Below are 14,782 nucleotides of genomic sequence, written 5' to 3' on the forward strand. Positions count from 1 at the left end.
TTTCGTTATTTGATCGGAAAAGCCATGACGGACATGAGCGCGTTTTCCGCTTGCGTGCTGTCTAGCCGGCTATACTGCACGATGATCGGGATGTCGCTTGCGATCTCGATTGCATAAGGAACGCCGACCGGAATCGGCGTTCCTTCCTTATGCAGCGAGCTCGTGCGGATATGCTTCGTTCGCCGGGCTCCGACAACGACCATGAGATCCTCCATCGGATCCCGGTCCTCGAAGAAGATCGTGACGCGTAGCAGTGCTTCTTCGGACGACGTGTTCAGCACGCAGATCGATTCGTGGCTCGTCAGTCCGCCGGAGCTAATCTCCGGAATGTACCCGTCGGGAATGAACCATAACTTCTCGCCGCGCTGTTTATACATGTTCGTCCCCTCCGCTTAGCGAGTGAACGCCGCCGGCACGCCGCCGTCGATCGTCAGCATGCAGCCCGTCGTTTTGTCGGATTTCGAGGAAGCGAAGAACGCGATGCCTTCCGCGATATCTCTCGGATAGATGTTGACGAGCAGCGTCGTGCGCTTGCGGTAGTATTCTTCCAATTGGTCCGGTTCGATGCCGTACGCCGCCGCGCGCTCGTTGCGCCAGCTGCCGTTCCAGATCGCCGAACCTTGCAGGATCGCGTCCGGAAGAATCGTGTTCACGCGGATGCCGAACTCGCCGCCTTCCGCCGCGATGCAGCGCGCCAGATGCGCTTCCAGCGCTTTAGCGGAGCTGTACGCGGTGGCGTTCCTGCCGGCGTATACCGAGTTTTTGGAGCCGATGAACACCATATTGCCGCCGATTGCCTGTTGCTGCATCAGCTTGAACGCTTCGCGGGCGACGAGGAAGTAACCCGTGCCGAGCACGTTCATGTTCAGGTTCCATTCTTTGAGCGACGTTTCGGTGAACGGGCTCGACGTCGCCAGACCCGCGTTGTTGACGATGATGTCCACGCCGCCGTATGCGAGCGCCGTAGCGGCATAAGCCGCTTGCACCATCTCTTCGTTCGTCACGTCCATCTTCACCGCGATCGCGCGGTTCTCGCCATACTTGGCGTTGATGTCGGACGCGACTTTCTCGGCGCCTTCCAGGTTCAAGTCCGCCAAGACGACATGCGCGCCTTCCTCTACGAGCCTGCGAGCCGTTTCGGAGCCGATGCCGCCCGCTCCGCCCGTTATGAAGGCGACTTTACGGGAGAATTCCGCTTCGGCCGGAGCCAAAGACAATTTATACAATTCGAGCGGCCAGTATTCGACGTTGTACGATTCGTTCTCGGACAGCGAGACGAAATCGCCGAGCGCCGTCGCGCCTCTCATGACGGCGATCGCGCGGTGGTACAGCGCGCCGCTCACTTGGGACATCGTCCAGCTCTTGCCGGTATTGATCATGCCGACGCCCGGAATCAGGATGACGCGCGGAGCGGCTTCAAACATAACGTCGCCGATGTTTCTGTTGCGTTCGAAGTAGGCGGCGTACATGGCTTTGTATGCGGCCACGCCTTCTTTAAGCTTCGCTTTCAGCCCTTCGATATCCTCCGCGTTCGGCTCCCAATCGATGAAGAGCGGAACGACTTTCGTGTGGACGAGGTGATCCGGGCAAGCGGCGCCGACTTGCGACAGCTTCGCGGAGTCGCGGCCCGCGACGAATTGCAGCACGTCGTCCGCGTCGTCGAAGCTCAGGATCATTTTTTTCGCGTCGCTGACGGCGCCGCGGATCGTCGGCATCACTTGCGAAGCGACGCTTCTGCGCGTCTCGGCGTCGAGCGTCGCGTATTTGGCGCCGCCGAACGTCTTCGCTTCGTCGATGCGGGCTTCGATGAACGCTTCCGCTTCGGAGATGATTTTGATCGTTTGCGCATAACAAGCTTCGGACGTATCGCCCCAAGTGACGAGACCGTGTTTCTCCATGAGAACGAGCTCGGCGTTCGGATTATTGCGGACGCCTTCGGCGATCATCTTGGACAGCTTGAAGCCCGGACGGATATAAGGAACCCAGACGAACCGGTTGCCGAAAATCTGTTCCGCGAGCTGCTTGCCGTTGTCCGCGCAGCAAAGGCTGATTATGGAATCGGGATGCGTATGGTCGACGTGCGGGTACGGCAGGAACGCGTGCAGCAGCGTCTCGATCGACGCGCGCGGGTGTTTGGCATCGATCATGCAGTTCGCCAAGTAAGCGACCATGTCTTCGTCGGACATTTCGTCGCGCTCGTACAGCGGACGAATGTCGTCGAGACGCAAGCCGGTGAAGTTGCCCGCTTTCATCGAAGCGAGGTCGGAGCCGCTTCCTTTCACGAACATCACTTCCGTGTCGCGTCCGCGGAAATCTTGGACGACCGTCTTGGACGACGTGTTGCCGCCGCCGAAATTACATACCCGGCGATCCGCGCCGATGATGTTGGAACGGTAAACGAGCTGATCCAGACCCGATTGTTGTCCTGCCGCTTTCGAAGAATCCCACAAGCTTTGTACCATGATCATACCTCCGAATGTTTGGATTATTTCTGTTTGTTTGTATTATAACATATCCGTTTGTGTTTGAATACACATAATTCAAATACAAACAAAGATCGTTAGGTGCAATCGTGCCGCTCTAATTCGTCTTATGTTTCCCAAATTTGATATTCACGCTCGCGCTCCGGAATCTCGGTGCCCGGAAATGGAAAAGATCCCGCTTACGCCAGCATTGGCGTAAGCGGGATCTTCCTTTTCGTGATTACTTATAGATGCGACTTGTTCGGCAAGTAGTGCAACGCCCGAATGAAACGGATCGTTCTTGTCTTCGCCCGCATAACGATCGAGTGAGTCTCCGCGCGGTCGTCCGGCAAGTACCGCACGCCTCCGAGGAATTCTCCCGGCGTGACGCCCGTCGCGGCGAAGATGACGTCGTCGCTGCCGACCATGTCCGCCATCGTCAGCACTTTGTACGGATCGTCGATGCCCATCTCCAAGCAGCGCGCGTATTCGTTCGCATCGGACGGCATCAATCTGCCTTGAAGTTCGCCGCCCAAGCATTGCAGCGCGGCCGCGGCGAGCACGCCTTCGGGCGCGCCCCCCGATCCGACGTAAAGATCGATGCCCGCCTCGGGGAATGCCGGAGCCATCGCTCCCGCGACGTCTCCGTCGGAGAGAAACTTGATTCGAACGCCGACTTTGCGGAGCGTCTTGACGAGAGACTCGTGTCTAACGCGGTCGAGAATCATGACGGTCAGCTCGGACGCGTTCTTGCCGAGCGCGTCCGCCGCTTTGCGGAGCGTCGTCTCCATCGGGTCCGTCAAGCTGAGCTTGCCGACGAGCTGAGGACCGACCGCCAGCTTTTCCATGTACATGTCCGGCGCATGCAGCAGGTTGCCCTTGCTGGCGACCGCCAGAACAGACATCGCGTTGTTTAACCCCTTGGCGACGATCTCCGTGCCTTCGAGCGGATCGACGGCCACGTCGACCTCCGGCCCGTTCATGCTGCCGACTTCCTCGCCGATATAGAGCATCGGCGCTTCGTCCATCTCCCCCTCGCCGATAACGACCGTGCCTCTGATCGATACGGAGTCGAACATCGCCCGCATGGCCGACGTCGCGGCCCCGTCCGCGTTGATTTTATCTCCTCTGCCCATCCAAGGCGCGGACGCCAAGGCAGCCAATTCCGTAACGCGCGCAAGCTCTAATGCCAGTTCTCTCTCCATATAAAACCCTCCAATAAGCATTTTTCTTTATTTATGGTATAACATATATTCATTTGTGATACAATAAATAATTTATTATTAGGTATATGAATACATATAAAAGCCTCCGAACGTTTCGTTCGGAGGCTTTGTGACGTCATATGCTCTTTTGATTGTTAAGAGAGGCGAATATTCAGCCTGATGATTTCGCTTCTGCTGCCGAGGCGGATCGGCGGACCCCACGAGCCGAAGCCCGACGAGACGACGACATGCATCGCTTCCTTGAGCATATAGCCCCAGTCCAGCTCGAAAAGCCTGCGAGTGAATAGATGGTTCGGAGCGAATTGACCCCGATGCGTATGACCGCTGAGCAAGACGTCCGCGCCCGCCGCGGCCGCCTCCGCGAATTGAGTCGGCTGATGGTCGAGCAGGAGGATCGGCTTGCTTTTGTCCAAGCCGGCGAGCAATGCCGCGGTCGGCATTCTTCCGTTCGGATCGGCGGACTCTGCCGTCTTGTCCTTCCGCCCGGCGACGTACAGGGCGTCCGCGACGATCGCCGTCTCGTCTCTCATGACGCGAATGCCGATGCGATCCATTTCCTCGATGTACTGATCGACATGGCCGCCGTAATACTCGTGATTGCCGAGCACGGCGTAAACGCCGTAAGTCGACTTCATCTCCGCCAGCAATTCGCTCATCCGATTGCGGAGAAACGGCTCTACCGAATCGTCGATGACGTCGCCGGGCAACAAAATCAAATCCGGCTTCATCGCGTTCACGCGATCGACGAGACGGCGAAGATGCCTTCGCCCGACGACGTTGCCCAAATGGATGTCCGAGGCGACGGCGACGGTCCACACGCGGGAGGCGCCTTCCTTCGGTCTCTTGTCGATTTCCAGGTCGAACGTCCTCACGATAGGACTCCATGCGTTGCGCGAACCGACCGCGAGAGACGCGACCACGATCGCCCAGACGACGTATCCCGCGACTTCCGCGTAATCGCGGACCGAATAACCGGCCAGCCCGACGACGATCCCGACGGCGTCCGCGGCCAGCGCGAGCAACAAACCGATTTCCATCAAGAAAATGTAGAACGAACCTAGCACCTTCAACAATCGGAATACGGGCTTCAGCAGGGATGGCAACGGCAACCGCCCGATCAAATAGCCGTAAGCGAATACGACGAACGGAATCCAGAACGCGGCCGAATCGACGTCGACGCCCATAGATGCCAACCAATACGTAATGTTCCAGCCCAAATAATACGTCAAACCGGCTAAAATAACGAAGATGACGGCGAACATGATGGCAAAACGCGTTTTCAATTTCATCCCGGCGATACTCCCCCTGATTCTATCCGATAAACTAGGAGAATTATAGCATAGATAACGCCCCGAACCGAAATGGCCGGGGCGCTTGTCATGCGCGGCGTTATCTTTCCGAAAGCAGTCCTTGCGGTCGGTCTTGCATGATCGCCCGAGACCATCTTTCGACGTCGAGCCTGACGACGTTGCGCCTGTCGTTCAGGCTGTGACGGTTCCGCAGCAGGTCGCGGGTGCGGAAGAGCACCGACTTGACCGCGGATACGGAGCAATCCATCGCGCGGGCGATTTCCTGCATCGTGTAGCCGAAGTAATTGAACAGAAGCCACGTCTCGATATTCCTGCGGGGAAACCGTTCCGCCAGCCATTCGATGGCGCTCCGCACTTCCACGTAATCGTTGTCCGTCGCGTACGCGCGCGAATCGTCCGCGATGTGCAGCCGCCTTCTTTTGCGTTTGCGGCACTCGTCGATCCACAGGTTGCGGGCCACTCTGACGAGAAAAGGCTTCACGTCCACGTGCGGCGTCGTATGAAGAAAAAACACGAGAGATTTCGTCAGCGTTTCCTGGCACAGATCCTCCGCGTCCCATCTCGACTTGGTTAAATAATAGCAATACTTCTGCAAATCTCCGAGATGAGGGACGATCAGCGCCTCGTAATCGGTCATGGCATCCATAGGGATCCCTCCTATTCGAAACGTAACGCTTCGATCGGCTTCAGCTTGGCTGCCTTGTTGGCAGGGAACATGCCGAACAGGACGCCGATCGCGACCGAGAACGCGAATGCGATCACGATGACGTCGATCGAATACACGATTTCCATGTCCAGCGCCTTCGAAGCGCCTTGCGCCGCCCCGACGCCGATCGCGATGCCGAGAAGCCCGCCGAGTCCGCTCAACACCATCGATTCGATGAGGAATTGCATGAGAATGTCTCTTCTCTTCGCGCCGATCGCCTTGCGAATGCCGATTTCCCGCGTACGCTCCGTGACGGACACGAGCATGATGTTCATGATGCCGATGCCGCCTACGAGGAGCGAGATGCCGGCTATGCCGGCTAGAGCGAGAGTCAACGTATCGGATACCGAAGACAACGTGTCGAGCGCGTCGGACTGGTTGAATACCCGGTAGCTGTTCGTGTTGCCGCGGAAATGGGAAGCCAGTTCCTTCTCCAGTCCGGCGACGACGGCGTCGATCTGCTCGGTCGTCTCGACCTGCACGTAGATCGTCCGCACGCCTTTCGTCTTAAACAATCGTTCCGCGGACGTCTCCGGAATCATGACGACCTCGTCGTTGGACCCCGTCGTCGAGCTGCCCTTGGAAGCGAGCACGCCGACGACCTTGTATCGCGTCCCCTGAATGAGAATGTACTCCCCGAGCGGATCCGCGAAGCCGAACAGGTCGGTCGCCGTCGTCGATCCGATGACCGCTACCTTCTGGTAGACGTCGAGATCGATCTGGGCGAGAAAACGGCCGGAGGCCACTTCGTATTCCCTGACCGGAGCGTAATCGGCATTCGTGCCGATTACGCTCACGTCGACGCTATTCGTGCCGTATTTTACGGACGTGCTCGACGTCGTCGTCGGCGCAAGGTACTTGATGCCTTCGACCTTATCCGTCATCGCCGCCGCGTCCGTCGCTTTCAAGGCGTTCGTGGAGCCGCGTCCGACGATATTGACCGTCAGCAGGTTCGTGCCGAGGCTTTGCACCTGCTCGGTGACCGATTTGGTCGCGCCTTGCCCGAGGGCGACGAGCGCGATGACCGCCGTCACCCCGATAATAATGCCGAGCATCGTCAACAGCGAGCGGAGCTTGTTGGACAGAATGCTCTTGAGAGCCATCTTAATCGCTTGCAAGAAGTTCAATCCGCCCCGCCCCCTCTTCGTTCAGCCGACCGTCCCGGATCGTCACGACTCTTTCCGCTTGGCGCGAGATGCCCGGGTCATGGGTGATCAGCACGACCGTATGCCCCATGCCGTTCAGCTCCCGCATGAATCCCATCACTTCTTTGCCGGTTTTCGTATCCAGCGCGCCGGTCGGTTCGTCCGCGAGCAGGATCGGCGGGTTGCCGGCCAATGCCCGCGCGATCGCGACGCGCTGCTGTTGTCCGCCTGACAGCTCCGTCGGACGATGGTGCAGTCGCTCCTCGAGACCGACTTTCCTTAACGCTTCGGCCGCGAATTCCCGCCGTTGCTTGGCCGGAATGCCCCTATAGATGAGAGGCAACTCCACGTTCTCGATGGCCGTCATCTTCGCGAGCAAGTTAAATCCTTGGAAAATAAACCCGATCTTCCGGTTGCGAATGTCCGCGAGCTTGTTCTCCTTCAGCTTGCTGACTTCTTCTCCGTCCAGCCAATATTCGCCCGACGTCGGGGAATCCAAGCAACCGATGACGTTCATGAGCGTCGACTTGCCGGATCCCGAAGGGCCGACGATGGCGAGGAAATCTCCCTTGTTCACCGTTAAGATCACTTCGTCCAACGCTTTGAGCGTCTCGCCGCCCATCTTGTACGTTTTGCTTAAGTTCTGGATACGGATCAATTGTTCGGCAGCCGACATTAACGACCACCGCCCGCCGCGCCGCTTCCGGAAGATTGTTGACGAATGCCTCCCGCGCCCCCGAAGCCTCCGGCTCCGCCCGGGAACGCTCCCGCGCCTCCGAGGCCGCCCGCGCCCAATCCCTGAACACCAAAACCGCCCGCTTGATTGTTGGAGGAGCTCGAACTCGCCACCGTCGGAAGTACGACCAGATCGCCTTCCTTTAAGCCGGATACGATCTCGATGTAATCTTCGTTGTTGATGCCGACTTCGACCTCGACACGGGACGTCGTCGTGACCCCCGTCGTCGCGCCGGAAGTACCGCCGCTCGCGAAGTTGCCGCCGAATCCGCCGGCCGTTCCGCCGTTCTCGCGCGCCGCCATGAATTGCTCGCGCATCGCCGCGCGTTCTTCTTCCGTCATGTTCTGGAACCGGCTTGCGTTCTCGCCATTTTGTCCGGCCGCTGGACCGCCTTGGCCGGCTTGTTCGCCTTGCGCAGCTTGTCCTCCCTGCGCTTGCTGCCCCGTTTGCCCGCCTTCTGCTGCCGACTGGCCGCCTTGACCGGACTGTGCGCCTTGACCCGCAGCGCCTTGTCCCGCAGCCGCTTGACCGCCAGCCGCTCCGCCTTGCCCCGTCATCGTCGCGCCGTTCTCCGTTTCCGTTCCGGATCCCGGAACCATAACGTAATACTTGCCGCGCGACGATTGCACGGCCGCTACCGGCACGTACAACGCATCCGCTTTCTGCGCGGTCATGATGCTGGCTTCGGCCGACATGCCGACTTTCAAATCATTCTTCGTTTCCAGCTCGACCGTCACGTCGAACGAAGCGACGCCGTTGCTGGAAGTGCCTTCGTCCGCGATCGTCACGACTTTGCCCGCGTACGAATTTTCCGGCAACGCTTCGACGAGTATCTTCGCCGTCTGGCCGACTTTCACTTTCGGAATGTCGAGCTCGTCGACTCCGACGACCATTTGCAGCTTCGAGAAGTCGACGATTTCGCCGAGCTCCGCGTTCGGATTCAGGCTATCCCCGACGGCGACGTCGAATGTCGACAGCACGCCTCCGATCGGCGCGACGAGCGGATCGATGCCTTCATCGTCTTGCAAGGAATCGAGATCCTCTTCGGCAAGCTCGATGTCTAGCTGCTGCTTCTGGATATTCAAGGCGATCGACTCGCGCGATTCGTCGTCCGCCGCCTCCTTGTACTTCGTCTGCAGATCACCTAGCTCCAGCTTCTTCTTCTTGATGTCGATTTGTTTGCTTTTCACTTGGCTCGAATTGTCTTCTTCTTCGAAGGTCGCTAGCACGTCGCCTTTCTTGACGGTGTCCCCTTCCTTGAAGTTGACTTTGGCCACCGTCCCCGATACGTCCGACTTCAGCGTCTCGCGCGCGTACGGCTGAATCGTTCCCGTTCCGCTCACTTTCACCTCGAGCGTGCCTTTACGAACTTGCGTCGTATTCAGCGTCGCCGCGAGTTGCTTGTCCTTTTTTCCGTATACCGCATATCCGCCCCAAGAACCGGCCGCGAGAACGACGACGAGCCCCGCGATCCACAAGCTTTTGCGTTTCATCGCGAGCCCCCCCCTTTCCGTTCTGCCCTCCCGGAACGATCCTGAATGAATGCTGCCACGACATTGCCTCCCCCAACTGATATGGAATCATTATGCAAGGGGAACCTTAGTCGAACATGAGACGCCGCTGAATGTTTCCTGAACGTAACCGCTTTTGATCACGATGTAGCTCGGGTAGCCTATTCGGCGTCAAATCTTGAATGCTGCAGGCTCTTCCGGTTCTCACGTAGGTCTGCCTACGCTCAAACCGAATTACAGTCCACATATCTCCTCGAAGTATCTCCGTAGTCCGGCCAAACCGAATTACAGTCCGCATATCCCCTCGAAGTATCTCCGTAGTCCGACCAAACCGAATTACAGTCCGCAAATCTCCTCGAAGTATCTCCGTAGTCCGGTCAAATCGAATTACAGTCCACATATCCCCTCGAAGTATCTCCGTAGTCCGGTCAAACCGAATTACAGTCCGCAAATCTCCTCGAAGTATCTCCGTAGTCCGGTCAAACCCAATTGCAATCTGCGTTAGTTTGAGAGTTGGTCATTACTACGTCTCCTTAGTTGGATTAAGGAAACGGAAGCAGTAACCACTTTTGAAAGACAGTCTTATTTTCATTTCAGCAATTTTTCAGCTTCCGTTCAGACAAAGTTAAGTTCGCTCGGCGATAATGGTAGGAAAGAGTCGCCATTCATTCGCAATCCGGAGGTAACACGTTATGATGCAACCGCCAACGAAGCCGTCAGGCCAAGGAATCAAAGTACTGATCGTCGACGACGAACCGAACATCGTTCAATTTCTCGAGCTGGGTCTTCTTAACGAAGGGTTTCAGGTCGCCTCGGCTCAAGATGGCCCCGAAGCGCTGGCAGTCGCCGAAACGTTCGTTCCTCACGTCGTCATTCTCGACGTGATGATGCCCGGCATGGACGGGTACGAAGTATGCCGCAAACTGAAGGACGGCAAGCCGGTCGCGGTCATCATGCTGACCGCCAAGGAGCACGTCGACGACCGCGTGCGGGGCCTATCGATCGGAGCCGACGACTACATGCCGAAGCCGTTCAGCTTCGAAGAACTTCTCGCCCGCATCCAAGCGCGAATCCGCAACCAATTCCCGCAGCTTCTCGACGAAGTCTCGATCGGACCGTTCACCGTTGACGCCGTTCGCAAGGAATTGCGTTATCACGGCCGTCCTCTAGAGTTGTCTCCGACGGAGTTCGAACTGTTGAAGCACCTTCTCTTCCATCACGGATACGTGCTGAGCAAAAGCGCTATTTTGGACCAAGTATGGGGGTACGATTTCGGCGGGGAAGAAAACATCGTGGAAGTGTACATCCGTTCGCTTCGGGATAAGTTGAACGATCGGGAGCACCGGGTCATCCGGACGATCAGGGGCGCGGGCTACCGCGTCGACCTCGTATGAGATCGCTCCGATCGCAGCTTCTCGCCCGTCTGCTGCTTATTCTTGCCTGTTTGTTTATCGTCGTCGGTCTCATTCAATTCGCGTTCATGGAGAAGTTTCTATATCAGAACCGGGCGTCGGCCGTCCAGCGGCAAATCCAGTCCGTACCAGGCGAGATGTGGGAAAGATTTCGTCCTTATATGCGAAGAGGACCGCAGGATTCGATTCTCTTCTTCCCGTCCGCGTCCGTCGCGTTCATTAACCTCGAAGGAGAGTTCAACGTTTTGTCTCCGCCGGGCGAAGCGTCGACGGTAACGGTTCCCCATCTGGACCAAGAACGATACGAAGAGGCGATGCGACTGCCCCGCCAATCGAAGGCGACCTATCGGATCGTTAACGAGCCCGGATTGGGCGAACAACTCGTCGTCCTGCAAGCGGTCAGAACGATTAACGGCATTAAAGGCGTCGTTCAAGTGAACATGAGCACGAAACCATTAAAAACCGAACTGTACAGGCAGTTGCTTCTATTCGCGGGATTGGCGCTCGCGGCGATCGTCGGCGGGCTGCTCACTTTCCTGCCCGTCATCCGCAGAACGCTGACGCCGCTATCCCGCATGATCGATACGGTGGAGCGCATAGACTCCGGCAAGCTGAGCGAGCGACTTCCAGAACCGGGAACGCCGCTGGAAATCGATCGGTTATCCCACTCGTTCAATCGGATGTTAGAAAGGTTGGAAGGCTCGTTCCAGGCGGAACAAGAAGCGAAGGAACAGATGCGACGATTCGTCGCGGACGCCTCCCATGAGCTCAGAACGCCGCTGACGTCGATTCACGGCTTCCTCGAGGTGCTGCTGAGAGGCGCCGCGACGGAGCCCGAACAATTGAACCGGGCGCTCAACAGCATGCACGGCGAGTCGGAACGGATCATCAAGCTCGTGAACGACTTGCTTCAACTCGCCAAGCTCGACCGGGAGTCCGAGCTTCGCGCGGAACCGTACGATCTCGCCGAGCTCGTCAGGAAAACGGAACCGCAATTGCGCATCCTCGCCGGACAACGCGGCATCGAACTGGATTTGGCCGAACCGGCCGTCGTTCCTCTCGACCGGGACAAGGTCAAGCAAGTGCTCTTGAATCTATTCCACAATGCCGTACAGCATACCGACCCGCAAGAAGGCCGCATCCGGATCGCCGTTCGCGGAACGGATGCCGGAGCGGCCTTGGAAGTCGAGGACAACGGATGCGGCATCGCCGAGGAACATCTCCCCCATCTGTTCGAACGTTTCTATCGCGTAGACTCGTCCCGGACGCGCAAGCATGGCGGGGCGGGACTCGGACTGTCGATTTCCCGATCGATCGTCGAGCTGCACGGAGGTTCCGTAACGGCAACAAGCCGCCCCGGAGAGGGCAGCTTGTTGGTCGTCGAATTTCCGTCTATGTTGGTTGAACCAAAGATTACCTAGAGTTGGAACGGCTTAACGTTATGGGATCACGCTATTGTGATTATTTTCTTCGCTTTCAAGAAAATAGAGCTTTACTATAACGCTAATTTCTCTTCTATAGCCTGAATTAGCTCCATAATCGGGATTTAACGTTACTGCATCATCTTATTTTCCGGCAATATCCGAAATAGGCGTGATTAACGTTATGCCGCAGCCTTATTTTACTCCAGTTCCAAGATGGGGACATCATGCACGGTATGTCGATTCTTAGTTCAAGGCTCGATATTCTCTAGAGGCGTTTCCGGCGGTTGTTCCGGATCCGGCGTCGCGCCGGGCGGTTCCGGGAAGAACAGCAAATTGATCGGCAGGTTGCTGCCCGGAGCGGGCGTAAATTGAATCGTGACCGATTCGACCGAATTTCCCGTTCTGTAGAGCATCGCGCCTTCGTTGGCGTTAGCCAAATATCCGGTATTCGTAGCGTAGACGAGTTTGCCGTTCACGAGGAACGCCCCCGCGTAGTACCCGCCTCTTCCGTTCACGACGATCGCCGTGTTCGGTTGAACCGAATTCATGCGTATCGTGTACATCGCTCCGTAATTGCCCGAATTGAGCACGGGCGTCCCGGTCGTCTTATCGATGCCGGACAAGCGGGTATCGACCGTATTGTCGGCTAAGATCATGCGGCCTTTCACGTCGCCGATCGTCCGATTGACGATCATGAGCCGGTTCGCGTCGTCGAACGTGCCTCTGACGTGCGCGACGACGGGCAGCACGCTCAGCGTCGGCAGCGTCTTGAATACGTCGCGGTCGGCGTTCACGACGACGACCTTGATATCGAGCGGTTGATCGATGAATACATCCGCCAGACTCGCGTATACGTCTCCCGGTGCCAGCGTCTTGTCGCTGACGGCCGGAATGAGAATGCGGCTTTGGCCGGCGGGAATCTTAACCGTCGTTGCTTTCGGATTCAGTCTCGCGTCCAAATACTTGGCGGACACGGATCTCGCGACGTTAGGCACGTACAAGTTCGGCCCCCCGATGCCAACGGGTCCGATCTTAGCGGTCGCATCCGCCGCGTTGTTATTCGTCGCGACGATATAGATCTTCACCGGCGCGGAGCGGCCGTTGGCATTATGCGTCATGAACCGCACGTTGCCCGTTACGCGGTCCGCGTAATAGATGCCCTCGTCGACGATCGTCTCCGGACTGTTCGAACGGACGAGCGTCACTCCCTGATTCGAGATATCGTACGGAATGACCGAGTAACCGAGCACGTCTTTGCCGACGAGGGGGAACTTGTCTCCGATATCGGTATACAGCAAATGGAAAGAATCTTCGGGATACAGCGTCGCGTCCGTAATCGTGATCGTCTTCGAGATTTCGTTCGTCTCGCCGTGCGCGTCGGTGACCGACAGCGTGATCGTCTGCGGCCCGGGAACGAAGAAGCCCTTCATCTTGTTCGTCCACTTCCGTCCGGTAATCCGGTTCTCGTCGTCCGTGCTGACGTCTTCGTATTGAATCGGTTCGCCCATTTTATAGACGTCCTTGTCCGTCGCGAACCCCGCGACCGGGGGCTGATTCGGCGGCTTGACGTTGATCGTGACCGTGTAAGGCTCGCTCCAGAGTCCCGATTCGTCTTGCACCCAGTGGGTAACCTGGGCGGCGCCCGCCGTTTCGAATACCGACAAGTTGTTCTCCCAGCGTTCGTTAACGATCTTGTAACCTCTAGGATGATAGGATAAGTCCGTGTAATACACTTCGCTTTGTTCCGCGTAAGGATTCAAGTTCGAGACTTCGAACTTCGCGATCGGCTTCATCGACCAGCTCAACGTCAATTGCTTACTGCCTTGCGCGGCGACGAGCGTCATGCCGAAGCTATTGGCGACCGTTCGGATCGGCACCATCAACGTGCCCTTCAGCACGTAAGGCGCTCCCTGCGCCCCGTTCTTCAACGTTCCGTTGAGGGAATACGTCGTCTTCCCCGCCGTGAACGCGAGCGTCATCCTGCCGAAATACAGCTTGTAGGCTTTCGTCTTAGCGTCGTACGAGATCGAGCCGGACAACTCCTTCATCAGCGCTTTGGCGGCGACGAACGTGACGCCGTTCTTCAGCGTGAGCGGTTGGACCGCGTTCACGGCCACGCCGTTATGTACCATTTTCTTGGACTGTTGAACGAGAACGATCACTTCCGTTCCCGGAGCCGCAGCGGCGCCCGCGCGAGCGGGAAGCGTCAAAGTAACGAACAACGATAAAGCGGTCAATAACGAAATCCAGTTTTTCTTCATTTCCTTCTCCTTCTGCTCATGCTGTCGAAATATCCGAGATTGTTCATCATTAATAACGCTTCTAGCGGAGTAAGGTTGCTAGTTTGCTAGAATTTTAGGCAAACTTAATAAAAGCCGTGGCAGCAACGCCCTCGGCCCGGCTTCGTTATTTACAAGCTTTTCCTCATGCGAACGTGCGGGATATCCGCGTCCAGGAACGGTTCATCCGAGATCGTCTCGTATCCCAATTTCTCGTAAAACCCTTCCGCCGCGCATTGAGCGTCCAGCAAAGAAAATGCGAACCCTTGTTTTATCGCGTCTTCCTCCATCGCGAGAAGGAGGGCCTTGCCGACGCCTTGGCCCCGGCGGCTCAAGAGAACCGCGATCCTCTGCATTTTGGCCGTGCCCGGCTCGAACGTCTTATACCTGCCGGTCGCGACCGGCTCGCCGCCGTCCAGCGCCAGGAAATGACGGCACGCCTCCGGGGAAACGTCGTACTCGTCCATTTCGAGTTCCTTCGGAACCCCTTGCTCTTCCACGAACACTTTCACGCGGATGCCGAACGCTAGTCCAAGCCTCTCCACCGTTTCGATTTTCACGATTTCCATCT

The 14,782-nt window shown here is 57.3% G+C and carries 12 protein-coding genes; 2 read left to right on the plus strand and 10 right to left on the minus strand.

What is annotated here, in order from left to right; genetic code table 11:
* Positions 1-5: 5 nt before the first annotated feature.
* From ACFPPD_RS02450 to ACFPPD_RS02485, 8 genes are all read right to left on the minus strand, one after another.
* Entirely contained in the window at positions 6-377 is a 372-nt protein-coding gene (locus ACFPPD_RS02450) for a sensory rhodopsin transducer (RefSeq protein WP_209742772.1), read from the minus strand.
* 15 nt (positions 378-392) lie between these two features.
* Positions 393-2,462 carry a bifunctional aldolase/short-chain dehydrogenase gene (locus ACFPPD_RS02455; protein WP_209742774.1) on the minus strand — a complete coding sequence of 690 codons (2,070 nt, stop codon included), beginning with the start codon at positions 2,460-2,462 and terminating at the stop codon, positions 393-395.
* Between the two features lie 245 nt (positions 2,463-2,707).
* Positions 2,708-3,667 (minus strand): class II fructose-bisphosphatase, encoded by a 960-nt coding sequence (gene glpX / locus ACFPPD_RS02460; protein WP_209742776.1) that lies wholly within the window; start codon positions 3,665-3,667, stop codon positions 2,708-2,710.
* 155 nt (positions 3,668-3,822) lie between these two features.
* Positions 3,823-4,977, minus strand: coding sequence for a metallophosphoesterase (locus ACFPPD_RS02465; protein ID WP_209742778.1), 1,155 nt, complete (start codon positions 4,975-4,977; stop codon positions 3,823-3,825).
* Positions 4,978-5,077: 100 nt separating this feature from the next.
* Positions 5,078-5,644 carry an RNA polymerase sigma factor gene (locus ACFPPD_RS02470; RefSeq protein ID WP_209742780.1) on the minus strand — a complete coding sequence of 189 codons (567 nt, stop codon included), beginning with the start codon at positions 5,642-5,644 and terminating at the stop codon, positions 5,078-5,080.
* 11 nt (positions 5,645-5,655) lie between these two features.
* Positions 5,656-6,831 (minus strand): ABC transporter permease, encoded by a 1,176-nt coding sequence (locus tag ACFPPD_RS02475; protein ID WP_209742782.1) that lies wholly within the window; start codon positions 6,829-6,831, stop codon positions 5,656-5,658.
* Positions 6,809-7,525, minus strand: coding sequence for an ABC transporter ATP-binding protein (locus ACFPPD_RS02480; RefSeq protein ID WP_378081175.1), 717 nt, complete (start codon positions 7,523-7,525; stop codon positions 6,809-6,811). The genes ACFPPD_RS02475 and ACFPPD_RS02480 overlap by 23 nt, the downstream gene beginning before the upstream one ends.
* Positions 7,525-9,078 (minus strand): efflux RND transporter periplasmic adaptor subunit, encoded by a 1,554-nt coding sequence (locus ACFPPD_RS02485; protein ID WP_209742784.1) that lies wholly within the window; start codon positions 9,076-9,078, stop codon positions 7,525-7,527. Before ACFPPD_RS02485 ends, ACFPPD_RS02480 begins: the two co-directional genes overlap by 1 nt.
* A 710-nt stretch (positions 9,079-9,788) precedes the next feature.
* Here ACFPPD_RS02485 and ACFPPD_RS02490 point away from each other — a divergent pair.
* Positions 9,789-10,490, plus strand: a complete 702-nt coding sequence (locus ACFPPD_RS02490; RefSeq protein WP_378081178.1) for a response regulator transcription factor — start codon at positions 9,789-9,791, stop codon at positions 10,488-10,490.
* A complete protein-coding gene (locus ACFPPD_RS02495; protein WP_209742786.1) occupies positions 10,487-11,929 on the plus strand; it encodes a sensor histidine kinase in 1,443 nt (480 codons plus the stop codon). Before ACFPPD_RS02490 ends, ACFPPD_RS02495 begins: the two co-directional genes overlap by 4 nt.
* A 251-nt stretch (positions 11,930-12,180) precedes the next feature.
* Here ACFPPD_RS02495 and ACFPPD_RS02500 read toward each other — a convergent pair whose 3' ends face one another.
* A complete protein-coding gene (locus tag ACFPPD_RS02500; RefSeq protein ID WP_209742788.1) occupies positions 12,181-14,193 on the minus strand; it encodes a stalk domain-containing protein in 2,013 nt (670 codons plus the stop codon).
* Positions 14,194-14,342: 149 nt separating this feature from the next.
* The gene (locus ACFPPD_RS02505; protein ID WP_209742790.1) at positions 14,343-14,780 is read right to left on the minus strand and encodes a GNAT family N-acetyltransferase; all 438 of its coding nucleotides are present in this window, start codon (positions 14,778-14,780) and stop codon (positions 14,343-14,345) included.
* Between the last annotated feature and the right edge of the window lie 2 nt (positions 14,781-14,782).

The organism is Cohnella suwonensis, from assembly GCF_042655365.1.
Taxonomy (GTDB): Bacteria; Bacillota; Bacilli; order Paenibacillales; family Paenibacillaceae; genus Cohnella; species Cohnella suwonensis.